Source organism: Enterobacter sp. Li2LvB3 (assembly GCF_056156645.1).
On the sequence record NZ_JBSICG010000023.1, the window covers coordinates 22,372 to 48,948 of the forward strand.

Below are 26,577 nucleotides of genomic sequence, written 5' to 3' on the forward strand. Positions count from 1 at the left end.
AACGAAAGGTATTGTTGTGATGAACACCCTATTTAAACCAGGACTGATTATTTCACTTATTTTGCTGCTGGTGTCGACATCTGCAAATGCCTCCGGTGGTATCGCTCTGGGGGCCACGCGCGTTATTTATCCGGCAGAGGCGAAACAAACGTCGCTTGCAATAACCAACAGTAATAAACAAGAGCGGTATTTAATTAACGCGTGGATTGAAAATGCCAGCGGACAAAAAGAGAAAACGTTCGCCGTTACGCCGCCGCTGTTTGTCAGCGAGCCAGACAGCGAAAACACGCTGCGGATTATTTACGCCGGCCCGGCGTTGCCCGCTGACCGCGAATCGCTGTTTTATATGAACGTGAAGGCTATCCCGTCGGTGAATAAATCCCATCTGGAGGGCAATAACGTCCTGCAATTGGCCATCTTATCGCGCATCAAGTTGTTTGTGCGGCCTAAAAATCTGGCGATGCCGCCGGAAGAGGCGCTTTCGCAACTCCGCTTTGAGCGTATCGGCAATCAGCTCAGGGTAAGTAATGCTTCGCCGTATTACATCACGCTGGTCAATTTAACCCTCGGCGGGCAGAGCCTGGAAAATCTGATGATTGCCCCGAAAAACGCGGCACAGCAAGCACTTCCTGCGGCGGCTGGGGGTGTCCTTTCCTGGCAGAGCGTAAATGATTACGGCGCCATTACGCCGGCGCGTAGCGTTAAGCTGTGAGCAGAGTCAGGGCGATGAAGACTTATCAATGGCGTGTCTGTCCGGTGGCTCTGGCGCTGATGACCGTACTCTGGCCGCAAACCGGCTTTAGCGAAAGTTACTTTAATCCGGCGTTTTTGTCTGATGACAGCGCGAGCGTGGCGGATTTGTCGCGTTTTGAGAAAGGGCATCAGCAGGCTCCTGGCGTCTATCGTGTGGATATCTGGCGCAACGACGAATTTATCGGCACTCAGGATGTGCGCTTTGAGAAAGCAACCGGGAGTACACCGCCGGTGGCGGGCGGGCTTTCGGCTTGTGTCACGCGCGCCATGCTTGACCGGTTTGGCGTCAATATTGCCGCCTTCCCGGAACTGGCTGATGTGCAGGGTGATGCCTGCGCGCCGCTCGCCACCGCGCTTCCCGGCAGCGAAGTCGTTTTTAACTTTGCCTCTTTGCGTCTTAACGTCAGCCTGCCGCAGGTGGCGATGCAGAACAGCGTGCGCGGCTACATTCCCCCTGAACAGTGGGATGACGGGATCCCCGCCGCGCTGCTCAATTACAGTTTTACCGGTAACCGGGGCAGCGACGACGACAGCTATTATCTGAATCTGCAAAGCGGGCTGAACTACGGTGCCTGGCGTCTTCGCAACAACGGCGCGTGGCGTTATTCGCAAAACAACGGTGAACGACACAGCAACTGGGAAAATATTGGTACCTGGGCGCAGCGCAGCATTATTCCCCTCAAAAGCGAGCTGGTACTGGGTGACAGCAATACCGGTAACGATGTGTTTGATAGCATCGGTTTTCGCGGTGGGCGGCTTTACTCTTCTGACAGCATGTACCCGGACAGCCTTCAGGGCTACGCGCCAACCGTGCGCGGTATTGCCCGTACACCTGCGAAAGTGGTCATTCGCCAGAACGGGTATGTGATTTACCAGAGTTATGTCCAGCCCGGCGCTTTTGCGATAAGCGATCTGAACCCCACTTCATCCAGCGGTGACCTGGAGGTCACGGTAGAAGAAAAAGACGGTAGCCAGCAGCGCTACACGGTGCCGTATTCCACCGTACCGCAGCTTCAGCGTGAAGGTCGCTGGAAGTATGACCTGGTGGCGGGAGACTACCGCAGCGGAAACAGTGAACAGGATACGCCGTTCTTTACCCAGGGGACGTTAATTACCGGTCTTGCCGACGGCTACACGCTCTACGGCGGCACGCAGCTGGCATCACGTTACACGGCGCTGGCCATCGGTGCCGGGAAAAACCTTGGTGACTGGGGGGCGATATCGCTCGATCTGACACACGCCCGCAGCCAGCTTGCCGATGACAGCCGTCACGAAGGGCAGTCGCTGCGCTTCCTCTATGCAAAATCCCTGAACGGATTTGGCACCAACTTTCAGTTGCTCGGCTATCGCTACTCCACAAAAGGGTTTTACACCCTGGATGATGTGGCCTGGCGCTCGATGGAAGGCTATCAATACGGCGACAGCCAGGATGACGACGGCGTACCGGATGTGCAGAGCTATCACAATCTGACGTGGAATAAAAAAGGGCGCTTCCAGCTCAATATCTCTCAGTCGCTGGGGGATTACGGGTCGCTGTATGTCTCCGGCAGCCAGCAAAGTTACTGGGGAACCAGCGAATCAAACGTCTGGTATCAGCTTGGCTACGCGGGTGGCATTCAGGGCATCAGCTATTCCGTCTCCTGGTCGTGGAATAAAGCGGTGGGGATCGACGGTACAGACCGGATCGCCTCGTTTAACGTCTCCGTTCCTTTCAGCCTGTTCACTCGCCACGGTTATCGACGCGATAACGCCATTGACCGGGCTTATGCCACAGCATCAGCCAGCCGTAACAATGACGGTGAAAGCAGCTGGCAAACCGGGATCAGCGGCACGTTACTTGAAGACCGTAACCTGAACTACAGCGTGACCCAGGGGCATACCAGCAATAATGGTGCCAGCGGAAGTGCCAGCGCCAACTGGCAAGCAACCTACGGCACGCTGGGGGTGGGCTATAACTACGCGCGCGATCAGCACGATCTCAACTGGCAGGTTTCTGGCGGCATCGTGGGCCACGAAAATGGCGTGACCTTCAGCCAGCCACTGGGGGATACCAACGTCCTGATCAAAGCCCCGGGAGCATCCGGAGTGAGCGTAGAAAACCAGACCGGGGTGAAAACCGACTGGCGAGGCTACGCGGTAATGCCGTATGCCACGGTCTATCGTTACAACCGTGTGGCGCTGGATACCAACACCATGAGCAACAATACCGATATCGAAAACAACGTGAGCAGCGTGGTCCCTACAAGAGGCGCGCTGGTGCGTGCCAGCTTTGATGCCCGGATCGGCGTTCGCGCGTTACTGACCGTCAGACGCGGCGATCAACCTGTGCCGTTTGGTGCCGTAGTTCGCGAAACCCAAAGCGGAGTCACCAGCATGGTGGGGGATGACGGACAGATTTACCTCAGCGGATTACCGCTGGAAGGGGAGCTGTTGATCCAGTGGGGCGACGGAATGCAATCCCGGTGCCGCGCGCACTACCGCTTACCCGCAGATAGCCAGAACCAGGCCATTACGATGGCGGGGGCGAGCTGTGATCGATAACAGGAACTCAATGATGAAATTTCCCCACACGCTATTGGGCGCGGTACTGCTGTGCGGCGCGCTGCCTGCGTGGGCAACGGTGTGTCAGAATGCGGACGGCGTCGCGAAGGACATCTCCTACGATCTCTCAAACGTCTTTGACAGCTCCAACAACAAGCCAGGGCAGATTGTCACCCTGGCGCAAAAATCCGGGCTGGTCGGGGTGAGCGCTATCTGCCCGAAGGGGACTTCCGGTAAATCGACCATGCGTAGCTACGTCACGGACTTGCCCATCACCACCGAGATAGACAGCTACAAGTATGTGAAGCTGAACGACTATCTGGATGGCGCAATGCAGATCCACGATGATTACGCCGGGACGTTTTATCCACCAGCGAAATATATTCAGATGGGTCAGCACCCTAACGTGCCGAACAACAAAGCGTTTCCGGTGACGGATTCTAAGCTGGTCTTTCGCCTCAGGGTGACGCGTCGGTTTATCAATATGGTGGTGATCCCGCAGCAGACCATGTTCAGGGTCTATGTCACCACCACGTCGGCCGACCCGCTCAGCACGCCGGTTTACACCATCAGCTACAGTGGCACGATCCAGGTGCCGCAAAGCTGCGAAATTAATGCCGGAAAAGTGGTGGAATTTGATTTTGGCGAAATCGGTGCATCGCTGTTTAGCCAGGCAGGAGCCGGAAATCGCCCGGACAAGGTTTCGCCACAGACAAAAACAATTGCCATCAAATGCACCAATGTGGAAGCCAATGCTTATCTGTCCATGCGTATCGAAGCTGAGCAAACCTCTGGCAACGCGCTGGTTTCCGATAACCCCGATTTGGGGTTTGTGGTTGCTACAGAAAGTGGCACCCCGCTGACGCCCAACAACCTGACCAGCAAAATTCCGTTCCGTCTGGATGACAGCGCTCAGGCGCAGGTGGGGATCAGAGCCTGGCCGGTCAGTATTACGGGCAATAAACCTGCCGAAGGGCGTTTTACCTCTCGCGGGTATTTGCGCGTGGATTATGAATAAAGGAGGCGCAATGCGACGCTGGAGTAAAGCACTGCTGCTGGTAACGCTGGTTCACGCAAACGCCCATGCAGCCACGGCACTGGGGGAAATCAACATTGAGCTGTATGGCAATATTGTGGATTTCACCTGTGTCGCGGAAGGCAGCGATAGCGACAAAATCGTTACGCTGGGCACCTGGCCGACAAAACAACTCAGCACCACCGGCAGCCGGACGCAGCCGGTACCCTTTACGCTGAAACTGACCGGATGCCCGCCCGGCGCGGCATCGATTACCTTTTCAGGAAAAGAGGACGGGAGTGATAGCGGTTTACTGGCTCTGAATGATTCAAGCCAGGCCAGCAATGTTGCGGTGGAAATCCGCGATCGGGATAAAACACGTCTGGCATTGCAGCAGGCCAGTCAGACGGTGGCGGTAGATGCCCAGGGAAATGCACAGCTGTCGTTTTATGCCAATTATATTGCCACGGCCGATAACCCCCAGCCAGGCAGGGCAGATGCCGATGCGACCTTCATGATTAATTATAATTGAGACTGACCGCACTCCCTGAAACTCGCATAAGTTGCAGGGAGTGAATTCAGGTTAAAGCAATTCGTGGGCCTTCGCGTAATCAATTAATTCAACAATACTTTGCACGCCTAGCTTAGAATAAATATTGGATTTGTGAGCGCTTATTGTTTTGTTGCTGAGCAAGAGTTGCTCGGCGATTTCTTTATTCGATAACCCATTTGCCAGATACCTCAGTACCGTCACTTCCCGGTTTGATAACGGCATGTCTATATCCATTCCTTTGTGTGCTCCCAGATGATTTATAAAGTTTAATGTTTCGGATGGGAAAAATGAATATCCCGTCAGTAACATTTCAACCGCATTATAGATCTCACCTAAATCTTTCCGCTTACTGACAAAACCATTTGCTCCGGCGCGAATGGCGCGCCCGGCGTAAAACGCCTCTGATTTTGAGGAGAGGAAAAGAACTTTTATGTCCTTGTTTAAGTTTTTGATTCTTTTGAGTAATGCGAATCCGTCAGTCCCGGGTAGTTCGATGTCCAGGATCACCAGATCAATCGCATGGTTGCGTATACAATCAAGAACTTCATGGCTGTCACCTGACTTGAGCTTAACCACGATATTTTTATTTTTCTGTAGCAGGACTTCTATCGACATTCTGACAATAGGGTGTTCGTCCATAATGATAACGGATGCCGGTTTCATTTTTTATGCCTCAGATTGTTAAAAGCGTTGTGCCGAGTTTTGCTAAAACTCTCGGAAAGCCGGAAGGATAATTATACAGATCCTTATACGGTGGTAATTCCCTGGAAGAGCGAAAGCATCCTTGTTAACGTAGTGACAAATTCATTGCCTCAGCGCGGATTGTTAAATTGGCTGATGGTGGCAAAAGGTGTTTTCTTATTCATATTTGAAACACGTCTTATTATACCGTTTAAGCTTTCTCCGAAAAGCCTGTAAATTATATTTTCCGTGTTGTGATGTATTATCTTCTGGAAGCTAATGGCTATTAATTTAAATTTAGGTGAAATCACCTTATATTTCCTGTACAGCAATGCAACATCTTTATGTAATAACAAAAAATGACATATTTCTCTATATGTTGATCGGTTGTTAAAAAATAAATCCAACACACAGCGCCATTTTTTCTGGTGTCAGTGAAGCGATCCCCTATGCAAGCCGTAGTGTCGTCAACAACAAGCACCGACTCTCTTCAGGAAAATATTGTGACTGAACAGCAGGATATGCTGTCCTTTCGGCTGCCAGATTGATGCCTTCCTCTCTAATCTGCTTGTTTTTACATCATTATCATCTTATTAACGGAATCACTATTATTTTAACGCTTGGTTGAAAGAACTGCCGGTTCAGGTTTTTGTGGTGTTTCGCGTTGTTGAAGTGGATAAATTAGGAATAGTTGTAATTTCGACAGTTATGTTAAAAAAACACGCTATATTGACAATTAACTTAAGTGATTTCCTAAAGGTCTTTAGGAATTAATGGGTTAGTGGATAAGTTAAAACGTGAACTCAGACAGGTTATTGAGCAGGTGCAGGAGTTCCTGACGATGATTTAAACCGAGTTTCTTCAGGATGCAGTTCAGACGATAAATGATCCGGCTGTAAGGCCGATGTTGTAAGTCGGCTATTTCCCGCAGTGATAGACCCTGGGACAAATACTGAAGTACGGGCCATTCATTGCGGCAGAACCACTCTTTTTTCATGCTCACCGGCACTGTGGCATCCAGCAGAGATTGTTGCATGGCCTTCGCGGTGAGCTGCCGCTCCAGGACGTGAAACGGCCCGGCGGCCCGACAAAAAAGCCGGGTGTCGTAATCATCCGCCCTGATCAGTAAATGAGGTATCAGAAAAGGGGAGTAGAGGCTCTGCCTTCTTAGCCTGTCCAGCATGTCGATAAGGGTAATGGCCCGGCTTTCGATATCCACAAGCAACCTGGCGGATGGCCAGTGGCCGAGCGCGCTGAACGCCTCTTCCAGCGTTTCGCAATCACAGCAGTTACTGAGCGGGGTGTTTCCGTTCAGAATACCGGTACGAAGGAAGTTATCCTGGGTGACCAGAATGATAAAAGGCGCGTGTGTCTTTTGATTCCGGTTAATTGACTGGCTCAAAAACTCAAGACGGTCGAAAAAGGGGGGAGGATAGGGCGAGTGTGTAAATCCCGGTGAATCACTTCCTGTCCGACGCCGTCTGTAGCGGCGTACTGTCATTCGCATAGCTTCCCTCCTGGCGATGACGGGCTAGTCCTCCGGCCAATACCAGCAAGGCCAGTGATAACCCTGGCCTAATCCTGCTCCTGCCTGTAATGCATACGCACGATCCTGGTCGTTTTCGATACCTTCGATAAGCACGTGTCCGGCAATTTGCGAACAAAGGCTAACCAGCCTGGATAACGCAGGTGTGGCACGTAATCGCCAGAACGCGACTTTATCTATTTTGATGCCGCATAATGGTAACCGACAGGATAAAAACGGCTGGATAACGGTTTCATCAACATCGTCCAGCCAGATGCGGTGACCCTGCCTGCTTAACAGCTGCAAGCGGTGGGTAACAGACTCACGCTGCCCGGAAGAGAGGCTGAAGAAAGACGCCGGCTCGACAATCTCAATATTGAGTGGTGAGCTTTTCAGCTGCATCAGCTGGTGAAACGCTTTGCCTACCGTTAATACGGTTATCGGCAGATTGATAAAAAGGTTATTGCAGTTGAGGGCGTTTTTTAACGTGCAGAGCTGTGCTTCAAGCAACATAAGCGACTGAACCGCCGACTGGCGCTGAAAAAAACGTTCGCTTTGCTGGTGGGGAGATAACACGCTGAGCACTTCCGCACCCACGGTATGCGAAGTAGAGAGGGCAACTATCGGTTCAAGTTTGATCCCGGTGATATTGCGAGAGATGTGCTGTAAGCGGGGGAATTGCACTGCCACGCCGTCTTCCTGTTGTCTGCCAGTCTTCGCCATAGAGTGAAGGAGCCTGGCGCCAGAAAACAGCGGGCGTTACTTAAATGCAGCTAAGCCTTTTCGCAGCGGGAAGCGCGAGGGCAGAATGAGGGTAAATGTTGAAAAAACAGACGTATTTACAATCGGGTAGCGCATATCGGCACAGAAGACCGACAATCATACCAAAAGGCATTGACTCACCTGCCATTGACCGTATAATTCCACGCGTTTCACCACTGCGAAGTTTACGCTTCTCCGTGCGCCCTTAGCTCAGTTGGATAGAGCAACGGCCTTCTAAGCCGTAGGTCGTAGGTTCGAATCCTACAGGGCGTACCATTCAGGTCATCGTTTTATCAAAACACCCATTTCACCGCCGTAAAACTCTCTTATGCTCCTGCACGTCATTTTTTGAATAATGCTGTGTATTTCACCTCAGTAACGTGTAAATTCAATTGCCTGAAATAAATAGAACGCTAATTAAATAATGTATTTTGAATCTTAAGGTTTTCCTAATCTTTAATATATCCATATTTTTTTCTTAGATTTTTATCATTTTAAATTCGCGTAAAAGCCTATTTTAGACTTTTACGTAAAAACATGACTGATAGTAATTATCATTAGCGTTTTTGTATGCTTTAATCCGTATCCGCAAAGCCATTCGTTGTGATTTACTTTGGTCTATTAAGGATATGTTCATGAATTCTCGCGTATTGTCATGCTTCTCGCTTGCATTATTGTCTTCATCACTTTTCCTTTCAACTCAGTCTGTTGCGGCTGAAAACAACGAAGGTATCGTTGTTTATAACGCCCAGCATGAAAATCTGGTGAAGTCGTGGGTTGATGGTTTTACTAAAGAAACAGGGATTAAAGTCACACTGCGTAATGGCGATGACAGCGAGCTGGGTAACCAGCTGGTTCAGGAAGGAGATGCATCACCTGCGGATGTCTTCCTGACCGAAAACTCCCCATCAATGGTACTGGTTGATAATGCAAAACTGTTTGCGCCATTAGATGCGGCCACTTTAAAACAAGTCCCTGCGGAATATCGTCCTGCGCACGGCCGCTGGATCGGTATTGCTGCACGTAGCACCGTCTTTGTTTATAACCCGGCTAAGCTGAGCGAACAGCAACTGCCTAAATCGCTGATGGATCTGGCAAAACCTGAGTGGAAAGGCCGCTGGGCTGCTTCCCCGTCTGGTGCTGATTTCCAGGCAATTGTCAGTGCGATGCTGGCGCTGAAAGGCGAACAGGCTACCCTGGACTGGCTGAAAGCGATGAAAGCCAACTTTGTTGCCTATAAAGGCAACAGTACCGTGATGAAAGCGGTCAACGCTGGTCAGATTGATGGCGGCGTGATTTATCATTACTACCGTTTTGTTGATCAGTCCAAAACCGGTGAAAACAGCAAAAATACCCAACTCTATTACTTCAAACATCAGGATCCGGGCGCGTTCGTGAGCCTCTCTGGCGGCGGTGTTCTGGCGTCCAGTAAGCATAAAGAGCAGGCGCAGGCGTTCATTAAGTGGATCACCGGTAAAGAAGGTCAGGAGCAGCTGCGCACTAACAATGCATTCGAATATGCCGTAGGCGTTAACGCCGCGTCTAACCCGAAACTGGTTCCGCTGAAAGATCTTGATGCACCAAAGGTTGAGCCTTCTACACTCAACAGTAAGAAAGTCATTGAGCTGATGACACAAGCGGGCCTGCTGTGATCCTAAGAGTTAAGTGAAAGCCTTATGTCTGGTTTGAGTCTCGACCTCGGTAAAAGTACATCTCGCCAGCCGCCCCGCAAGCGGCCGGCGTTGCCGATGGTTGTGTTAGCTGTACTGTTTTCATTGATGGCGCTTCTGCCTTTAGGTTTTATCATTGCCATTGGCTTTGAGACCGGCTGGGAAACCATTAAGGCTCTCGTGTTTCGCCCGCGTGTTGCTGAGCTGCTCAGCAATACGTTGTGGCTGACGGCGTTAACGGTGCCTTTGTGTATTGTCCTGGGTGTCTCCATCGCCTGGTTGACTGAGCGTACTACGCTTGCGGGCCGTCGGGTCTGGTCAGCGCTTGCCGTTGCGCCGCTGGCGATCCCTGCATTTGTCCAAAGCTATGCCTGGATAAGTGTCGTGCCTTCTATGCACGGTCTCTCTGCGGGTGTATTTCTCTCCGTACTTGCCTACTACCCGTTTATCTATATGCCTGTTGCTGCGGTTCTGCGCCGCCTTGACCCAACGCTTGAGGATGTGGCCTCTTCGCTCGGTACGCCGCCGTGGCGGGTGTTTTTCCGCGTGGTGTTGCCGCAGTTAAAACTGGCGATTTGTGGCGGGGCGCTTCTGGTTGCGCTGCATTTGCTGGCGGAATATGGCCTGTACGTCATGATCCGCTTCGATACCTTTACGACCGCGATTTACGACCAGTTCCAGTCAACGTTTAGCGGCCCGGCGGCCAATATGCTGGCGGGTGTGCTGGCGTTGTGCTGCCTGGCGATTTTGCTGCTTGAAGGCGCAACGCGCGGTAAAGCCCGCTATGCCCGTATCGGATCCGGCGCAGCGCGCGAGCAAAAACGCTGGCCGCTGAAACCGGCTGCGGCTGCGATGGGGCAGGTGCTGTTTGTGGCGCTGGTTATTCTGGCCCTGGGTGTACCGCTCGTTGTGCTGTGTCGCTGGATCTGGCTTGGGGGCGTACAAAACTGGATGAGCGCCGATCTCTGGCTCTCGCTTCGCCAGACGCTGGTACTCGGCGTGGGTGGCGCGCTGCTGACCACCGTCTGCGTGATTCCCATTGCCTGGCTCGGTATTCGCTATCCGCATCACGTGTTCAGGATGCTGGAAGGGTGCATTTACATCACCAGTTCACTACCGGGGATCGTGACGGCGCTGGCGTTGGTGACGGTAACAATCCATTACGCGCGGCCGATTTATCAAACCGAAGTCACGCTGTTCCTCGCCTATCTGCTGATGTTTATGCCCCGTGCGCTGATCAACCTGCGGGCCGGCATCGCACAGGCGCCGGTAGAGCTGGAAAACGTTGCCCGCAGCCTGGGTAGCTCTCCGGCAAAAGCACTCTGGAGCGTCACCATGCGGCTTGCCGCCCCCGGTGCGGCGGCAGGTGCTGCGCTGGTGTTCCTTGGCGTCAGTAACGAACTCACCGCGACGCTGCTGCTCTCGCCGCTGGGGACACGCACGCTTTCAACCGGCTTCTGGGCGCTGACCAGTGAGATTGATTACGTTGCTGCGGCGCCTTACGCCATGCTGATGATCCTTATCTCACTGCCGCTGACCGGTATCCTTTACATGCAGTCTAAAAAAATCGCAGGGCTTTGACATGCTTGAACTAACGTCGATTTCTAAATCATTTGCCGATGCGCTGGTGCTCGATAACCTGAACCTGACCGTCGCGCCAGGAAGCAGAACGGCGATTGTCGGGCCGTCGGGTTCAGGAAAGACAACGCTGCTGCGTATTCTTGCCGGTTTTGAAACGCCGGATGCCGGGCGCATTGTGATGCAGGGGAAAACGCTGTTTGATGAGGAGAATTTTGTTCCTGCTCATCAGCGTGGGATCGGTTTTGTTCCGCAGGAAGGGGCGCTGTTCCCGCACCTCAATGTGGCAGACAACATTGCCTGGGGGCTGGAAGGCACCCGGCAGGAAAAACGCCAGCATGTTGAGGCGCTTATGGAGATGGTGTCGCTCGACAGGCAACTGGCAACGCACTGGCCTCATGAGATTTCCGGCGGTCAGCAGCAGCGCGTCGCACTTGCGCGTGCCCTGGCACAGCGTCCGTCGCTGATGCTGCTGGATGAACCTTTCTCCGCGCTTGATACCGGACTTCGCGCTATGACGCGCAAAGCAACGGCGGATCTGCTCGCTGACGCGGGCGTGGCGTCTATTCTTGTGACCCACGATCAGAACGAAGCCCTGTCATTCGCGACCCAGGTTGCCGTGATGCGCTCAGGGCGTTTCACCCAGGTGGGGACGCCTTTTGAGGTTTATACCCAACCGGTGGACGAAGAAACCGCGCTGTTCCTGGGCGATGCGCTGGTCCTGCCTGCACAGCTCAATGCCGGGCGCGCGATTTGCGCGCTGGGTGAAGTCCTGACTGATGATGATAAGGCAACGGGGCAGGGACGTATGATGCTGCGCCCGGAACAGCTCCGCGTGACAGCGTGCGCGCCGCATGAAAGCCAAATCTCCATTCTTGACGTCGATTTCACCGGCCACTTATCCACGCTCACACTGGCACTTGCCGGGCAGCAAGCACCGCTTATCCTGAAAACAGTGAGCCAGCCGGGTTGGAACTCGGGCACGTCTGTACGTATCGATATTGCCGGTAAGGCCCGTGTTTTTTGCGTTTCGCAGGCCTGAAAGAAATTCTTAATACTCGTTAGTATTTTCCGGCAACGGGTTGTTATAAAAGATTTTTTCCAGGCATGTGGCATTTCCTGAGTTTCTCTACCATGCTGATAAAACCTCACCAAGAAAAGTGAGGTTTTACGTGGTTGTTTATTAATCTCAAGGAAAAAAGGTTATGAAAAAAACAATTGCTATTTTGATGGGAACGGCGTTTCTGTTTACGACTAATGTCTTTGCTGCTGAACTGATGACTCGTGCAGACTTTAATAAAGTCGCGTCCCAGTATAAAAAAATCGGCACTGTCTCCACTTCGAATGAAGTATCGGTCGATGATGCGAAAAAAGAGCTGATTGAGAAAGCGGATAAGAAAGGTGCTGATGTTCTGGTGCTGACTTCCGGCAATACGAACAACAAAATTCATGGCACGGCCAATATCTACAAGAAAAAGTAATACAGTGAATGCCACCCCGGAATGACGGGGTGGCGTTCCGTCCTTTCTTATTGCGTGATATGTCCCTTTTGCAGCATCGCCATCCTGACCAGCTCCTCAATATGAACGGCCCGGGAGAAATGATACCCCTGCATAAAGTCGATTTTTTTCCCCCGCAGGTAGTCAGCCTGGCACTGCGTTTCCACCCCTTCTGCGATGATCCTTAACTGCATTTTATTCGCCAGCTCGATAAGACTGTCGACAAGCCGTGTGTCGCCGTTTTCACCAATCTGGCTGACAAACAGTTTGTCTATCTTGATGAATTCAGGTGCCAGGGCGTGAATATAAGAAAGATTTGAATACCCCGTCCCGAAATCATCCAGCGCCACGGCGATATTGGATTTTCGCAGCGTGGCAAACCACTCGCTTAGCTGGGGCGTGAAATGCAGGGGGTGTCGTTCAGTGATTTCGATAACTACCTGGACCTGGCCAGCATCGAGCTTGTGCAGCAGCTCAACGGTATCGGATTCAAAGCGGGGATCGAGGCAGTTATGGGCGCTGAGGTTAAGGCAAATATACAGCCCGTCAGGGAAAAACTTGATCCGGTGCTGGAGGTCGGCGATGACCTGCTGAATCAGTTGATGCGTTAATAACGCAATCAGGTTGTACTGCTCCGCCAGGGGGATAAAGGTATCAGGAGAGATATGGCCATAAAGCGGATGCTTCCAACGGGCAAGCACCTCTATCCCGGCTATCTTCCCCGTCTGGCTGTCGAAAAATGGCTGGTAAAACGGCACGATCTGGCGCTGGTTGATGGCCTCCAGCAAAGTTTTTGCCGGGGTATGGGTAAACACGCGGGACAAGAGCGTGCCGATGCCAGAGAACAGTGACGGAGAGTGCTTAGGTGAAAGAATCATAGCTCGCCTGTTGATGTGAAGTCGCCAGGACATAGCCTGGCGACGGAGGGAAATGGTCAGAATTTGACCCAGGCATCCTGGTCGTTTGCTGTTGGTCTGGTGCTGGCCAGCGGGCCAGTCTGGTTTCTTGCACTTACCCGACGCGGCTCAGCGCGGGTACTGGCGTCTCTGGATACCCGGAAAATCGATACCACTTTCTCAAGCTGCACGGCCTGATCTTCCAGCGAACTGGCGGCAGCAGAAGACTCTTCCACCAGGGCGGCGTTTTGCTGCGTGGTGGTGTCCATTTCAGCCATGGCCTGCGCAATTTGCGAAATCCCCCGGCTTTGTTCGTCGGTTGCTGCGGCAATCTCGCCCATGATGTCGCGCACCTGGGCGACGGAGGTTTCGATTTTGGTCATCGCATTGCCTGCGCTTTCAACCAGGTTAAAACCAGTATCAACGTGAACTACGGATTCGTTAATCAGGTTCTCAATCTCTTTGGCAGACTGCGCACTGCGCTGGGCGAGGGTGCGCACTTCGGCAGCGACGACGGCAAAACCTTTCCCCTGGTCCCCGGCACGCGCGGCTTCAACGGCGGCATTCAGCGCCAGAATGTTGGTCTGGAAGGCGATACTGTTAATCACCGTGGTGATTTCAGAAATACGGTGCGAACTGCTGCGCACGTTTTTCATGGTGTCGATCACTTTCTGCGAGATCTGGCTCCCCTGGCTGGCATTCTGCGAGGCCTCTTCCGCGAGCAGTCTTGCATGGTTGGCGTGCTCTGCGTTGAGTGCCACGGTTGAGGTCAGCTCTTCCATACTGGCGGCGGTTTCAACCACGGCGGCAGACTGTTGCTCGGTGCGCGAGGACAAATCCATATTCCCCGCTGCAATTTCTGATGACGAACGGGCAACGCTTTCTACCCCATCACGCACATCGTTGATGATGTTTTTCAGGTTGCTGTTCATTGTGGAAACGGCCTGCATCAGCAACCCCGGCTCGTCACGGCGAGTGCTGGACAGCGAACTGGTGAGATCGCCTTTGGCAATCTGTTCTGCCACGTTCAGGGTTTCGTTCAGCGGCCGGGTGATGGAGAAGGTGATACCCAGCGCCAGCAGGATGCCGGCAATAATCCCGATAGTGGCGACGGTACCCATCTGGATTTTCACGTTGCCTACGGTTTCCGTCACTTTTTCCTGCTGTAAGAGGAACAAGGTCTGGATTGAATGCGTCACTTCCAGCGCCTGAGTGGCCATTTTCGATGAAAGCGCATTCTCTTCACCCCACACGCGTTGGTAATTATCAATTTCAGCCGTAATCGCGTTAATGTCCTGGATCCCTTTCTGGATCCACGGCTTTTGCTCTTCCGGCACATCCTGAAACAGGCGTTCAGAGTCCGCTAAGCCCGCGGCTAAGCGGCTACGCAGGTACTGTTCGATTTTGTCATTGGGCTGCGTTTTAAAAATGCTCATCTGCGAGTCGATATCGCTCATCAAAAACGCGATCTGCGCCGCAACCAGGGACTGCAGAGGTGACAGCGTTCCGCTGCGGCTGAGCTTATCTGCCACCACAGAGTTATCGCACAGTTCATCGGTATTGAGCTTCGCCTCGACGGCGTGCTTTTGTTCAAGTGCATTCAGATAAGGGCTCTGGATGGCAACATAGTCACCGATCGCCGTTGCCGTGCGCTCGAGTGCCGCTTTGTTTTTCTCAAACCAGGTAAATTGCTCAAGCGTCGCAATGGCGGCCTGCATATGGGATGTGGCGCTCTGAACCTGATCGAGATACTTTTTGTCAAACGTAAACTGATAGTTCAGCCGACCGGTCCGCATTTCGGCAAGCGAATTAGAGAGATCCTCGACCAGGCCATTTTTATCCACTTTATCCCGGATATCGACGAGCCCGAGCAAGCCTGATGAAAGGATCGCAATGGCAAAAAGTAATACGGTTGCAAAACCCAAAAAGAGTTTTTTCTTGATTTTGAGATTTGAAAATAAATGGACAATATTCATTTTTTTATTCCGTTCCCGTAATATGCATAGCGATCAACGGGTTTATGCTTATCTATCATCATTAAGGCGTCAGGCGAAAAAAAAGCCCTTCGCACTCTCGTGGTCAGGGCAAACACCTGGGTTGACATCACTCACTCAGGGTATCTGTCTTCTCCTCTTTTTTAACGGAATGAGCCGGGAGTTCGCTCATTCTGTAATAAACGGGGATTACATCGGGATAATTGATGATGTAACCACGCCCTTTAATATTGCGAATAAAATCGTCGGGGATGCCAAGCAGACTGAGCTTGTTATTAAGATTGTGCAGGACCTGCCATAATCGTTGTGTCGAGGGGCTAAGGTTGTGCGCCTCCCATATTTTTTCAAATAACTCTTCTTTAGTGACCGGTTTCGTTCTGCCGTTCTCCAGCAGAAAAAGAAAGAGCCGTAGCATCGTTTCATTAAAATAAATAGACGCAAATGCGATGCTTTTATCGGTATGGCTACCTGTGAGTCTGTATAGCCTGCGATTAGAAATATCGAAATGAATTTCATCACCGATCATAAATCCATATAGACGATAGCCCATATCTTCTACCCACATTAAATTAAAACTGACATGCACCCCTACATATAAGCATTGAGATAATCCACACCGTTTATGTGGTGGATTATATGGCTGCTATCAATGCTTTCCAATACACAACCCTGTGCGCTATGAGAAACCGGTTGTGCATCACCCATTCATGGAGTATTTGTCGATTTAAGTTATATTTTTAGTGCTAAAAACTGATTTTTTGTGATTCGTTTCTTGTTTGCTCTGATTTTTTATACCTGGGTGATGACTCAACATTAAAATGCGTATTTTTCAAAAGCGTTAGCACATCTCTCTGTCTCGTTGGCAAGTGATACGCTGCGCCGACAGACCTGTTGTGTTGCCGCTGACAGTAGGTTTTCCCGCTAACAAAGAGGAGTGAAGTTAAATGATTTATACTGATTAAGCAGGGGCACATAAAGGGTACAAACAGGCAGGATGTGGCATTTTATGTGAAATAACTTGCTGATAATGAAAAACATAATTCTGAATCAGAAATCGTAAACGGACGCGACAACATAACAATGATGAATGTATTCCACCCGTGTTCCCTACCGGCAGGCGCGTCATGAAGCCTGTCTTCCTGTTAAATGGCTCAGTGCTTTTTGAGCCGGACAAGCGTCGGCTATGCCCGCTTACCGGTTACCCTGAGCGTGCCGTGGTTCTGCATGGCCCGGTGAGTGAGTGCCTGCTACAGCTGCTGCAGCACAACGGCGAAGTCCTGACCCAGCGCTATCTGTTCGCCGCAGTCTGGGAAAAGCAGGGGGCGATCGTCACCACCAATGCGCTGTATCAGACTATCGCCTCCATCCGCAAAGCGCTGAAAACGGTGGGGCTGGAAGATAATATTGTTCAGACGGTGCCAAAGGAGGGTTTTAAATCAATAGCGCAGATCCAGACCGGAACGCTCGACGCCTTTATCGCGCCGGCCGCTGTGGAGACTGTCGATAACGGTATTGCTTTACCAACTGCGGATATAAAAAAACGTCGTCGTTTTCTCCCGGAGAATATCGCGTATGGCATAGCCGGGCTGGTATTTATCGTCTCCTGCATCGTGCTGTATTTTCAGCTACAAGAACCGCGCGGCGGATTTGAAAATTATCAGCCGATCGGTAAAACGCAAGGGTGCGACGTTTACTCGTCCTGGCATGATAAAACACAAAGCCAGCGGTTCTTTACCACCTTGATTAAGCGTTACCCCATTCAATGTAGTGAGGGCGGGGTGGCCTATATGACGCTCAACCGTTATCAGAATGGGACTTCGGTGATTGTTTGCGATAAACAGCCAGACATTGCAGGTGCACAATGTGATTCCATCATGTACCGGGAGGAATACCATGAGAATGAATAACCGGGTAACGCGCTGGATTGTTATTATTCTGGCGATTATTACGCCGTTAACTTATGCCTGGTATGTTCATTATCAGCGGAATAATTTTACCTGTGAGAGCCATTTAACCATTGTCGATGGTGATTCGCAGGTTGATTCCATCATGACGTTTGCTTTTCATAACGGAACAGGCGTTTATGATTCAACGGGAGAATATCGCCAGCCGGGCCAGTCGCCGTTAACCATTAGTAATAAAATTGCGTTTAACTATTGGTATGAAGAGGGCAAGGTCATTATGGTCTCCAGCGATACCAATGAGCTGCCAAAAAAAGACGAACCTTTCCGCCGTTATATTCCTGACTTTTTCCATCACCGCGACCACGGTATCAGCGTGGAGATTGTCCCGGTAAATGCCTCCAGCTACCTCTTTAGTTTCGGAAATTCCCCCGCGTTTTACTGCACCAAAGGGTGAATAACCCTCATCATCCTGCTCTTTTAATTTAAGGCGTTACGCATATTTACACTTGATCACACAAAGATAATGAGTATAGTTCTCATTCTCTTTAGTGTTTGCGGCAACGACGGACGCCCCCGCATCAGCAGTGAGTGCCTGACTCACAAGGAACACTGAGTAATTACGGTGGACTTTGCACTGGCCTTACAGCCTGTCAACACAATCAGATCGCTTAGCGACATACGACGCAATTTCCCGCCTGACTTTCTCTTGAACGGTAAAGGATGTTCCTGATGACCCCAAAAGTGTCTGCGCTGGCATTGGTTGTTGCTGTCTCTCTTTCCGGTTGTGCCGCACAACAGGCGGCCATACCGGCACCTGCTGTCCAGAAGACCGTAACCACGCCTGATAAAACCGGCGTGCTCAAACGTGAACTGGCCGATGGTCTGTACGAAATGGTGCTCAATAAGAAGGGCGATGCGCTGTTTGTTGCCAGTTCTGAAGGTTTTAAGGATGTGCAGGGCGGTGTGGTCTATAAACTTGATCCCGCCACGCTGAAAACCCTTGGCCGCAGCCATACGGATCTGAAAAACTTCGCGATGACCATCGCACCTGACGGGCAAACGGTCTACGTCACGAACTCGCTGGACGGCGGTATCAGCGCCATCAGCACCGCGGACGGCAAAGTCAAAAAACGCCTGATGTTCACCGAGCGCAACAAAGAGGGCTTCCCGTTTGGTGCACGTGAAATTCTGCTGCACGACGGCACGCTGTTCGTGGGGGGCGTGGGCGATCCGGGTGTGATTTGGGTGATAGACGCCGAAACCCTGAAGCTGAAAAAAACCATCAAAAATGCCGGCCAGTGGGTCACCGGGTTACTGTGGTCTGAACAGACAGACCGTCTGTATGCAGCCAACGGCGGCGGCGAGATCCTCGTCATCAATCCGCACACCAATAAAATCGAAAAACGCTGGAAGCCGCTGGGCAGCAAGCCAGCCCTGCTGTTGAATCTGGCCGAAGACAAGGCCACCGGGCGCCTGTTCGTCACGGATAATTCCAAAGCCAAAACCACGCTGGTGCTCAATATCCGCACCGGTGATGTTATCAAACAGCTGGATATCGGCGACTCGCTGGCGGTGAAGTTCAACGCCAGACGCAATGAGCTGTACATCACCCAGCGTGAGAGCGGAAAACTGCTGAGCCTGGACGCCACCACCTACGCCGTGAAGCAATCATGGGATCTGCCGCCGAACCCAAACAGCCTGCTGCTGGCCGCAGATGGCCAGACGCTGTACGTCACCGTTAAACAGGCTTTCAACAAAGACCACTCAACAAACGGGCCGGACAGCGTCGTTCGTATTTCGCTTAACTAAATTCTAAGGCCCGTTCACGGGCCAATTTTGCGCGTACTTTTAATGAGTTAATTATGACCAACACCACAATGCACAAAACGCTGCTGGCGCTTGCCATTGGCGCGGTTACACACTCCGCCTTTGCGGCGGATAACAAAAATGAAGACACCATTGTCGTTCAGTCGGCTTCGGCAGACACGTTCAAACCGGGCGGCGATCAGCTGGTGCCTGCCTTCCTTGACGGGCAGGTGGCAAACGGTGGACGCATGGGGATGCTCGGCCAGCAGAATGCCATGGACGTACCGTTTAACCTGGTCAGCTACACCGCGAAGCTGGTTGAAGATCAGCAGGCGAAAACCATTGCCGATGTGGTCGCCAACGACGCGGGTGTGCAGTACGTTCAGGGATACGGTAACAGTGCAGAAAGCTTCCGTATTCGCGGCCTGAAGTTTGATGGTGATGACATGACCTTTGGCGGCCTGTCCGGCGTGCTGCCGCGCCAGGTGGTTGATGCGCAGATGGTGGATCGTATCGAGATCTTCAAAGGGGCAAACTCCCTGATGAACGGTGCGGCAAGCTCTGGCGTGGGCGGGATGATCAACCTTGAACCAAAACACGCAGGCGAAACCCCACAGGCGAAAGTTGGCGTGGATTACACCTCTGATTCGCAGTTTGGTACCACTCTGGATGCCGGTCGTCGTTTCGGTGACAGCGATCAGTTTGGCGCGCGGGTGAACCTGGTCCATCGCGAAGGGGAAACCGGCGTGGCGAACGATCGTCGCCGTACCACCTTGCTGTCGACTGGCCTGGATTACAAAGGCGATAACTTCCGCACCTCGCTGGATGTGGGTTATCAGAAGAAGACCTTCCACGGCAGCCCGACCAGCGTCAACATTTCGGCAGTAGACTTCATTCCTGAGCCACCGAAAAATGACAGCAACATTTCGCAGAAATGGGCTTACAGCAATATCGAAAACGAATTCGGGATGTGGCGTAGCGAATACGACATCACCGATAACTGGACGGCATACACCGGCCTCGGCGCGCAACACGCGCACGAAGAAGGTTTATACAGCGCACCGAAGATCCTCGACAAAAGCGGCCGGGCGATTGTGAGCCGACTGGACACAAACCGCATCAGCGACTCGGTCAGCGGTATGGCGGGCATTCGCGGCAACTTCAGTACCGGCTTCGTCTCGCATAAGGTAAACGTGGGATATTCCGCGCAGACCAAAAACGAAAAAATTGCGTGGAAGATGTCGAAGGCGGCGGATAACCCGTACACCAACATCTATCACAACACCGGCGTGGACGCGCCAGACAGCACCAACTTCAACGGATCTGGCGGCGATTACAGTGACCCACTGACCAGCGGTCGCACCCGCTCTCAGGGCTGGCTGTTCAGTGACACACTCGGCGTGCTGGATGACAAGCTGCTGTTCACCGCAGGTGCCCGTCATCAGAAGGTGGTGATCCGTGGCTATAACAAAATCACCGGGGCAGAAAACGACGCGGATGGCTTCGACGGCAGCCGCTGGATGCCAACCTACGGCGTAGTGTATAAGCCGTGGAATGAGATCTCGCTTTACGCTAATCACACCGAGGCATTGCAGCCGGGTAAAACCGCGCCAGATACGGCAACCAACTACGGCCAGAGCACCGGGATCGTCCATTCAAAGCAGAACGAAGTGGGGGTTAAAGCCGACTTCGGTCGCGTGGGAGGCTCTCTGGCGCTGTTTGAAATCAAAATGCCATCGGCCATTCTCGACAGCGTGACCAAACACTATGGTCTGGATGCCGAGCAGCGTAACCGCGGGGTTGAGCTGAATGTCTTTGGCGAGCCAATGCTGGGGATGCGTCTCAACGCCAGCGCCACCTGGCTACAGGCGGAGCTGACCAAGACCAACAACGGTCTGAATCAGGGCAACGATGCCATCGGCGTACCGAATTTCTATGCGGTGCTGGGTGCTGAGTACGACATCAAACCCATTGACGGGCTGACGGCAACCGCGCGCGTGAACCACTCGGGCACGCAGTATGCAGACCTGGCCAACACCAAAAAGCTGGACAGCTACACCACCCTGGATCTGGGGATGCGCTACCGTTTTGCGGTTAACCAGAATCAAAACCAGATGACCCTTCGTGCGGGCATCGACAACGTCACCAACGAAAACTACTGGGCGTCTGTTGATGATTCCGGTACGTATATCACTCAAGGCGAACCCCGGACCTTTAAAGTCTCGGTTGGCTACGAGTTCTGAGTTCCACCCTCGTTATCAGGGGCAAGGATGCCCCAATCCCTTGCTACCACCAGCATGAAGTGTTAAAACGTGCCCCTTCTAAAAAAGAGACAGGGGTAGGACGTGAAAGACGCGTCATCCGCTTCGGGCAGTGAGAGCGCCGAAGCCTCGTCGGAACATAATCCGACGCTGCAACGTGGTTTGCAAAATCGACATATCCAGTTAATTGCCCTCGGCGGTGCAATCGGTACCGGGTTGTTTCTCGGCATCGGCCCTGCTATTCAGATGGCTGGCCCGGCAGTGCTGCTGGGTTACGGTGTCGCCGGGGTTATCGCCTTTTTGATCATGCGCCAGCTTGGCGAGATGGTCGTCGAGGAGCCAGTATCAGGCTCATTTGCGCACTTTGCCTATAAATACTGGGGGCCGTTTGCAGGCTTCCTGTCCGGCTGGAACTACTGGGTGATGTTCGTGCTGGTGGGTATGGCTGAGCTGACCGCCGCAGGCATCTATATGCAGTACTGGTTGCCGGACGTGCCGACGTGGATCTGGGCTGCGGCCTTCTTCATCATTATCAACGCCGTTAACCTGGTGAACGTGCGCCTGTACGGCGAAACCGAGTTCTGGTTTGCACTGATCAAAGTGCTGGCGATTATCGGCATGATTGGTTTTGGCCTGTGGCTGCTGTTCTCTGGCCACGGTGGCGAGCGTGCAACCATCGATAACCTGTGGCAGCACGGCGGTTTCCTGGCAACGGGCTGGAAGGGGCTTATCCTGTCGCTTGCGGTGATTATGTTCTCCTTCGGCGGGCTGGAGTTGATTGGGATTACCGCGGCTGAAGCGCAGGATCCGCATAAAAGCATCCCCAAAGCCGTGAACCAGGTGGTGTACCGTATCCTGCTGTTTTACATCGGTTCCCTGGTGGTGCTGCTGGCGCTCTATCCGTGGGTAGAAGTCAAATCCGACAGCAGTCCGTTTGTGATGATTTTCCACGATCTGAACAGCAACGTGGTGGCTTCAGCGCTGAACTTCGTCATTCTTGTGGCATCCCTTTCGGTCTATAACAGCGGTGTGTATTCCAACAGTCGAATGCTGTTTGGCCTGTCTGTACAGGGCAATGCGCCGAAATTCTTAACCCGCGTCAGCCATCGTGGTGTGCCAGTGAATTCGCTGCTGCTCTCTGGCGCAATCACGTCGCTGGTGGTGTTGATCAACTATCTGCTGCCAAAAGAGGCCTTTGGCCTGCTGATGGCTCTGGTTGTCGCCACGCTGCTGCTGAACTGGATAATGATCTGCCTGGCGCACCTGCGTTTTCGCGCGGCAATGCGTCGCAAGGGGCGCGACACCCAGTTCAAGGCGCTGTTCTACCCGGCGGGGAACTACATCTGTATCGCCTTCCTGGGGCTGATCCTCGTGCTGATGTGCACCATCGACGACATGCGTCTTTCCGCGATGCTGCTGCCAGTGTGGGTGTTGTTCCTGTTTGTGGCGTTTAAGCTGTCACGTAAGAAGTGATCTGCTTTTCTCCCTCTCCCTGTGGGAGAGGGCCGGGGTGAGGGCACCTGACCGTACTTGCCTTAAAGCCCGGTGGCGCTTCGCTTACCGGGCCTACAACTCACCACTCCCGCCTTTATCGTGACCCCCCTCCCATTTCTGTTTCGATCCACAGGATCTTTATTTTGTAATCGATTACTTTCCATTTGAACTGTTTTGTAATCGATTACTTTTTCTGGGTGAGGCTCATCATGGTGTCAACAACTGAAAGTAGTGAAAAGGCGATAGTACAGCACCGGCTTCTTGTGCCACGGCTGTCGTTAATGATGTTTATGCAGTTTTTTATCTGGGGTAGCTGGTCGGTCACGCTCGGTCTGGTGATGACTCAGCACAACATGTCTTTGCTGATTGGCGATGCGTTCTCCGCAGGGCCAATTGCTTCTATTCTCTCGCCGTTTGTGCTCGGGATGTTGGTGGATCGCTTCTTTGCCTCGCAAAAGGTGATGGCGGTAATGCATCTGGCGGGGGCCGCTATCCTGTGGTTCGTGCCAGGGGTGCTGATTGCAGAAAACGGCGCATTGCTGATTGGCCTGCTGTTTGGCTACACGCTCTGCTATATGCCCACACTTGCGCTCACCAACAACATCGCCTTTCACAGCCTGGCGAATGTCGATAAAACCTTCCCGGTGGTGCGCGTGTTCGGCACGATTGGCTGGATTGTCGCCGGGATCTTTATCGGCGTCACCGGCGTGGCGTCCAGCGTTACCATTTTCCATATTGCGGCCACCTGCTCGGTGCTGCTGGCGCTCTATAGCCTGACGTTACCGCACACCCCGGCGCCAGCGAAAGGGCTGCCGGTACAGCTGCGCGATCTCTTCTGCGCAGACGCCTTTGCGCTGCTCAAAACGCGTCATTTCTTTATCTTCTCGCTCTGCGCAATGCTGATTTCCGTGCCGCTCGGGACGTACTACGCCTATACCGCGTCTTATCTGGCCGATGCAGGAATTGCGGACGTCAGTACTGCCATGTCGTTCGGGCAGATGTCGGAAATTGTCTTCATGCTGATAATCCCTCTGCTGTTCCGCCGTCTGGGCGTGAAATACATGCTGTTGGTCGGCATGTTGGCGTGGTTTGTGCGTTACGCCTTCTTCGCGCTGGGGGTGAGTGAGGAAGGGCGCTTCCTGCTTTATCTGGGCATTTTGCTGCACGGCGTGTGCTACGACTTCTTCTTCGTGGTCGGCTTTATCTATACCGACCGTGTAGCGGGGGAGAAAGTGAAAGGTCAGGCGCAGAGCATGATTGTGATGTTCACTTACGGTATCGGGATGCTGCTGGGCTCGCAAATTTCGGGCGCACTCTACAGCCGACTGGTGGCCGGGCAAACCCTGCCACAGGCGTGGGTGGCGTTCTGGTGGATCCCGGCGGTCGCGGCCGCGGTGATTGCACTGATTTTCCTTCTCACGTTCAGGTATGACGATGACAAGGCTTAACATTCAGGAGGTGGTATGAGAACCATTAAGGGACCGGGCATTTTTCTGTCGCAGTTTATCGGCGGGCAGCCGCCGTTTAACTCGCTGGACGGGCTGGCGGGCTGGGCGGCAGGCAAGGGTTATAAAGCGCTGCAAATCCCGTGCAACCATCCGCATATCTTTGATGTGGAAAAGGCGGCTGAAAGCCAGACTTATTGCGACGAGATAAGCGGAAAGCTGGCCGAGCATGGGCTGGTTATCAGTGAACTCTCGACCCATCTGGAAGGGCAACTGGTGGCGGTAAACGCGGTGTATCGCGAGGCGTTTGATCATTTTGCACCAGAAGCAGTACGCGGCAACGATGCGGCGCGCCAGGCCTGGGCAACAGAGAAGGTAAAACAGGCGGCCATGGCGTCGTCCCGGTTAGGGTTGAGCGCGCACGCAACGTTTTCCGGCTCGCTAGCCTGGCCGTATTTCTACCCGTGGCCACCGCATAATGAACAGCGTTTCCAGGAGGCGTTCCACGAGCTGGCACGTCGCTGGCGGCCGATTCTGGATACCTTTGATGAACACGGGGTGAATGTCTGTTTTGAGCTGCATCCGGGGGAAGATCTGCACGACGGCGTGACCTTTGAGCGTTTTCTGGCGCTGGTGGACAACCATCCGCGCTGCAACATTCTCTACGACCCAAGTCATATGCTGCTGCAACAGATGGACTACCTGACCTTTATTGATATCTACCATTCGCGGATCAAGGCATTCCACGTTAAAGATGCCGAATTCAGGGCCAACGCGCGCAGCGGCGTGTACGGCGGCTACCAGCCGTGGATCAATCGGGCGGGGCGCTTTCGTTCGCTGGGCGATGGTCAGATTGATTTTAAGGGGATTTTCAGCAAGCTGACGCAGTACGATTACGACGGCTGGGCGGTGCTGGAGTGGGAATGTTGCCTGAAGGATGGCGACACCGGCGCGAGCGAGGGCAGCGAGTTTATCCGCCGCCACATTATTCCGGTGTCGGGGCGTGCATTTGATGATTTTGCAGCAGGAGGCAGCAATGATTAATGTCGGTATTATCGGCAGCGGGTTTATCGGCCCGGCCCATATTGAAGCGCTTCGCCGCCTGGGGTTTGTGCAGGTTGTGGCGCTGTGCGATGGCTCGCTTGCCCTCGCGCAGGAAAAAGCGCGCGCGCTTAATGTGCCCCACGCCTACGGCAGCGTTGATGAGCTGCTGGCGCACCCTGATTTGCACGTGGTACATAACTGCACGCCCAATCATCTGCACGCAGAAGTAAATCACCAGATTTTACGCGCGGGCAAGCATGTCTTTTCCGAGAAACCCCTGTGCATGACACCGCAAGAGGCGCGTGAGCTCGTAGCACTGGCAGAACAGGCGGGGGTGATCCATGGCGTCAGCTTTGTCTACCGCCAGTTTGCGATGGTGCGCCAGGCGGCAAGCATGATGCGCGAAGGCCGTATCGGGCGGTTGTTCGCTGCACATGGCAGCTATTTGCAGGACTGGATGCTGCTGGAAACTGACTACAACTGGCGGGTTGATGCCGCTCTCGGTGGGGCGTCGCGCGCAGTTGCCGATATCGGCTCCCACTGGTGCGATACCGTGCAGTTTGTTACCGGGCGGCAGATAACCGAAGTGATGGCCGATCTCTCGATAGTCTGGCCAACGCGTAAGGCCAGCGTGGCGGGAAATCAAACCTTCATCCACGACGAACGGGCAGCGTATGAGGATAAACCGGTCACTACCGAAGACTTCGGCTCGGTGCTGTTTCGCTTTGATGACGGCAGCAAAGGCAGTTTTAACGTTTCGCAGGTCAGTGCCGGGCGTAAAAACCGCCTGACCTTTGAGATCAACGGCAGTGAACACTCCGTGGCGTGGGATCAGGAAGTGCCGCAACGGCTGTGGATTGGCCATCGCGCGCAGGCTAATCAGCTGCTGAGCGACGATCCGGGTTTAATGAGCCCGGATGCGGCGGAAAGCGCCCATTTCCCGGGGGGCCATATCGAAGGCTGGCCGGACGCGTTCAAAAATATGATGGCGCAGTTCTACCGCGCTGTTCAGGCGGGGAGGATGCCGGAGCAACCGTTGTTCGCCACCTTCCATGAGGGTGCGAATGTGATGTATATCATTGATGCAATAGTAAAAAGCCATCAGCAACAGCGATGGGTGCGTATTGAGCGATGACGTGTTGCCCGGTTCGCCGGG

22 protein-coding genes and 1 tRNA gene are annotated in these 26,577 nt (G+C 53.0%); 17 read left to right on the forward strand and 6 right to left on the reverse strand.

The features are described 5' to 3' along the window. Positions 1 to 19: 19 nt before the first annotated feature. From fimC to sfmF, 4 genes are read left to right on the forward strand one after another with little or no spacing between them, the layout of a single operon-like run. On the forward strand, positions 20 to 712 hold the full coding sequence (fimC, locus tag ACS603_RS17905; RefSeq protein ID WP_182059905.1) for a type 1 fimbria chaperone FimC: 693 nt from the start codon (positions 20 to 22) through the stop codon (positions 710 to 712). Positions 713 to 726: 14 nt separating this feature from the next. Further along, entirely contained in the window at positions 727 to 3,294 is a 2,568-nt protein-coding gene (locus ACS603_RS17910) for a fimbrial biogenesis usher protein (RefSeq protein ID WP_474944660.1), read from the forward strand. A 10-nt stretch (positions 3,295 to 3,304) separates the two neighbouring features. Beyond that, positions 3,305 to 4,312 (forward strand): type 1 fimbria D-mannose specific adhesin FimH, encoded by a 1,008-nt coding sequence (gene fimH / locus ACS603_RS17915; RefSeq protein WP_182059907.1) that lies wholly within the window; start codon positions 3,305 to 3,307, stop codon positions 4,310 to 4,312. A gap of 10 nt (positions 4,313 to 4,322) precedes the next feature. Then, entirely contained in the window at positions 4,323 to 4,841 is a 519-nt protein-coding gene (gene sfmF / locus ACS603_RS17920; protein WP_182059908.1) for a fimbria assembly protein, read from the forward strand. Between the two features lie 51 nt (positions 4,842 to 4,892). Here the strand turns inward: sfmF and fimZ are convergent, their stop codons facing one another. From fimZ to ACS603_RS17935, 3 genes are all read right to left on the reverse strand, one after another. Further along, complete coding sequence (fimZ, locus tag ACS603_RS17925) at positions 4,893 to 5,525, reverse strand: fimbria biosynthesis transcriptional regulator FimZ (RefSeq protein WP_182059909.1); 633 nt, start codon at positions 5,523 to 5,525, stop codon at positions 4,893 to 4,895. An 808-nt stretch (positions 5,526 to 6,333) separates the two neighbouring features. Beyond that, positions 6,334 to 7,050, reverse strand: a complete 717-nt coding sequence (locus ACS603_RS17930) for a helix-turn-helix transcriptional regulator (protein ID WP_182059910.1) — start codon at positions 7,048 to 7,050, stop codon at positions 6,334 to 6,336. Positions 7,051 to 7,074: 24 nt separating this feature from the next. Beyond that, positions 7,075 to 7,791, reverse strand: coding sequence for an EAL domain-containing protein (locus tag ACS603_RS17935; RefSeq protein ID WP_182059911.1), 717 nt, complete (start codon positions 7,789 to 7,791; stop codon positions 7,075 to 7,077). 238 nt (positions 7,792 to 8,029) lie between these two features. On the opposite strand from ACS603_RS17935, the gene ACS603_RS17940 reads away from it, so the two are divergent. The 5 genes from ACS603_RS17940 to yahO all read left to right on the forward strand — a co-directional run bounded on the left by ACS603_RS17940 (position 8,030) and on the right by yahO (position 12,559). Continuing rightward, positions 8,030 to 8,106, forward strand: a tRNA-Arg gene (locus ACS603_RS17940). Positions 8,107 to 8,465: 359 nt separating this feature from the next. After that, positions 8,466 to 9,482 carry an iron ABC transporter substrate-binding protein gene (locus tag ACS603_RS17945; RefSeq protein ID WP_315688054.1) on the forward strand — a complete coding sequence of 339 codons (1,017 nt, stop codon included), beginning with the start codon at positions 8,466 to 8,468 and terminating at the stop codon, positions 9,480 to 9,482. Between the two features lie 24 nt (positions 9,483 to 9,506). Next, positions 9,507 to 11,081, forward strand: coding sequence for an ABC transporter permease (locus tag ACS603_RS17950; RefSeq protein WP_182059915.1), 1,575 nt, complete (start codon positions 9,507 to 9,509; stop codon positions 11,079 to 11,081). Position 11,082: 1 nt separating this feature from the next. Next, positions 11,083 to 12,120, forward strand: coding sequence for an ABC transporter ATP-binding protein (locus tag ACS603_RS17955; protein WP_474944661.1), 1,038 nt, complete (start codon positions 11,083 to 11,085; stop codon positions 12,118 to 12,120). Positions 12,121 to 12,283: 163 nt separating this feature from the next. Continuing rightward, positions 12,284 to 12,559 carry a DUF1471 family periplasmic protein YahO gene (yahO, locus tag ACS603_RS17960; protein WP_182059917.1) on the forward strand — a complete coding sequence of 92 codons (276 nt, stop codon included), beginning with the start codon at positions 12,284 to 12,286 and terminating at the stop codon, positions 12,557 to 12,559. Positions 12,560 to 12,606: 47 nt separating this feature from the next. On the opposite strand, the gene ACS603_RS17965 is transcribed toward yahO, so the two are convergent. The 3 genes from ACS603_RS17965 to ACS603_RS17975 form a co-directional block, all read right to left on the reverse strand. Further along, on the reverse strand, positions 12,607 to 13,455 hold the full coding sequence (locus ACS603_RS17965; protein ID WP_474944662.1) for an EAL domain-containing protein: 849 nt from the start codon (positions 13,453 to 13,455) through the stop codon (positions 12,607 to 12,609). 56 nt (positions 13,456 to 13,511) lie between these two features. Next, the gene (locus ACS603_RS17970) at positions 13,512 to 15,449 is read right to left on the reverse strand and encodes a methyl-accepting chemotaxis protein (RefSeq protein ID WP_474944663.1); all 1,938 of its coding nucleotides are present in this window, start codon (positions 15,447 to 15,449) and stop codon (positions 13,512 to 13,514) included. A 127-nt stretch (positions 15,450 to 15,576) separates the two neighbouring features. Continuing rightward, the gene (locus ACS603_RS17975; protein WP_474944664.1) at positions 15,577 to 16,017 is read right to left on the reverse strand and encodes a winged helix-turn-helix domain-containing protein; all 441 of its coding nucleotides are present in this window, start codon (positions 16,015 to 16,017) and stop codon (positions 15,577 to 15,579) included. Between the two features lie 574 nt (positions 16,018 to 16,591). Between ACS603_RS17975 and ACS603_RS17980 the strand changes: the two genes are divergently transcribed. The 8 genes from ACS603_RS17980 (at position 16,592) to ACS603_RS18015 (ending at position 26,556) form a co-directional block, all read left to right on the forward strand. Next, on the forward strand, positions 16,592 to 17,374 hold the full coding sequence (locus tag ACS603_RS17980; RefSeq protein WP_474944665.1) for a winged helix-turn-helix domain-containing protein: 783 nt from the start codon (positions 16,592 to 16,594) through the stop codon (positions 17,372 to 17,374). After that, positions 17,361 to 17,825: a hypothetical protein gene (locus ACS603_RS17985; protein WP_474944666.1), complete on the forward strand. Its 465-nt coding sequence runs from the start codon at positions 17,361 to 17,363 to the stop codon at positions 17,823 to 17,825. The genes ACS603_RS17980 and ACS603_RS17985 overlap by 14 nt, the downstream gene beginning before the upstream one ends. 275 nt (positions 17,826 to 18,100) lie before the next feature. Next, entirely contained in the window at positions 18,101 to 19,180 is a 1,080-nt protein-coding gene (locus ACS603_RS17990; RefSeq protein WP_474944667.1) for a YncE family protein, read from the forward strand. Between the two features lie 53 nt (positions 19,181 to 19,233). After that, positions 19,234 to 21,420: a TonB-dependent receptor gene (locus ACS603_RS17995; RefSeq protein WP_474944668.1), complete on the forward strand. Its 2,187-nt coding sequence runs from the start codon at positions 19,234 to 19,236 to the stop codon at positions 21,418 to 21,420. A 102-nt stretch (positions 21,421 to 21,522) separates the two neighbouring features. After that, on the forward strand, positions 21,523 to 22,911 hold the full coding sequence (gene pheP / locus ACS603_RS18000) for a phenylalanine transporter (protein ID WP_182059920.1): 1,389 nt from the start codon (positions 21,523 to 21,525) through the stop codon (positions 22,909 to 22,911). A 230-nt stretch (positions 22,912 to 23,141) separates the two neighbouring features. Beyond that, complete coding sequence (locus ACS603_RS18005) at positions 23,142 to 24,380, forward strand: MFS transporter (protein ID WP_474944669.1); 1,239 nt, start codon at positions 23,142 to 23,144, stop codon at positions 24,378 to 24,380. Positions 24,381 to 24,395: 15 nt separating this feature from the next. Next, positions 24,396 to 25,421, forward strand: coding sequence for a sugar phosphate isomerase/epimerase family protein (locus tag ACS603_RS18010; RefSeq protein WP_474944670.1), 1,026 nt, complete (start codon positions 24,396 to 24,398; stop codon positions 25,419 to 25,421). Continuing rightward, positions 25,414 to 26,556, forward strand: a complete 1,143-nt coding sequence (locus ACS603_RS18015; RefSeq protein ID WP_474944671.1) for a Gfo/Idh/MocA family protein — start codon at positions 25,414 to 25,416, stop codon at positions 26,554 to 26,556. The genes ACS603_RS18010 and ACS603_RS18015 overlap by 8 nt, the downstream gene beginning before the upstream one ends. Positions 26,557 to 26,577: the final 21 nt, after the last annotated feature.

Coding starts and splice junctions, on each gene's coding strand:
- fimC (WP_182059905.1), top strand. CDS start 20: ATGAACACCCTATTTAAACCAGGACTGATTATTTCACTTATTTTGCTG.
- sfmF (WP_182059908.1), top strand. CDS start 4,323: ATGCGACGCTGGAGTAAAGCACTGCTGCTGGTAACGCTGGTTCACGCA.
- ACS603_RS17930 (WP_182059910.1), bottom strand. CDS start 7,050: ATGCGAATGACAGTACGCCGCTACAGACGGCGTCGGACAGGAAGTGAT.
- ACS603_RS17995 (WP_474944668.1), top strand. CDS start 19,234: ATGACCAACACCACAATGCACAAAACGCTGCTGGCGCTTGCCATTGGC.
- fimH (WP_182059907.1), top strand. CDS start 3,305: ATGATGAAATTTCCCCACACGCTATTGGGCGCGGTACTGCTGTGCGGC.
- ACS603_RS17945 (WP_315688054.1), top strand. CDS start 8,466: ATGAATTCTCGCGTATTGTCATGCTTCTCGCTTGCATTATTGTCTTCA.
- ACS603_RS17985 (WP_474944666.1), top strand. CDS start 17,361: ATGAGAATGAATAACCGGGTAACGCGCTGGATTGTTATTATTCTGGCG.
- ACS603_RS17980 (WP_474944665.1), top strand. CDS start 16,592: ATGAAGCCTGTCTTCCTGTTAAATGGCTCAGTGCTTTTTGAGCCGGAC.
- ACS603_RS17975 (WP_474944664.1), bottom strand. CDS start 16,017: ATGGGCTATCGTCTATATGGATTTATGATCGGTGATGAAATTCATTTC.
- ACS603_RS17965 (WP_474944662.1), bottom strand. CDS start 13,455: ATGATTCTTTCACCTAAGCACTCTCCGTCACTGTTCTCTGGCATCGGC.
- ACS603_RS17910 (WP_474944660.1), top strand. CDS start 727: ATGAAGACTTATCAATGGCGTGTCTGTCCGGTGGCTCTGGCGCTGATG.
- fimZ (WP_182059909.1), bottom strand. CDS start 5,525: ATGAAACCGGCATCCGTTATCATTATGGACGAACACCCTATTGTCAGA.
- ACS603_RS17970 (WP_474944663.1), bottom strand. CDS start 15,449: ATGAATATTGTCCATTTATTTTCAAATCTCAAAATCAAGAAAAAACTC.
- ACS603_RS18010 (WP_474944670.1), top strand. CDS start 24,396: ATGAGAACCATTAAGGGACCGGGCATTTTTCTGTCGCAGTTTATCGGC.
- yahO (WP_182059917.1), top strand. CDS start 12,284: ATGAAAAAAACAATTGCTATTTTGATGGGAACGGCGTTTCTGTTTACG.
- ACS603_RS18015 (WP_474944671.1), top strand. CDS start 25,414: ATGATTAATGTCGGTATTATCGGCAGCGGGTTTATCGGCCCGGCCCAT.
- ACS603_RS17935 (WP_182059911.1), bottom strand. CDS start 7,791: ATGGCGAAGACTGGCAGACAACAGGAAGACGGCGTGGCAGTGCAATTC.
- ACS603_RS18005 (WP_474944669.1), top strand. CDS start 23,142: ATGGTGTCAACAACTGAAAGTAGTGAAAAGGCGATAGTACAGCACCGG.
- ACS603_RS17950 (WP_182059915.1), top strand. CDS start 9,507: ATGTCTGGTTTGAGTCTCGACCTCGGTAAAAGTACATCTCGCCAGCCG.
- ACS603_RS17990 (WP_474944667.1), top strand. CDS start 18,101: ATGACCCCAAAAGTGTCTGCGCTGGCATTGGTTGTTGCTGTCTCTCTT.
- ACS603_RS17955 (WP_474944661.1), top strand. CDS start 11,083: ATGCTTGAACTAACGTCGATTTCTAAATCATTTGCCGATGCGCTGGTG.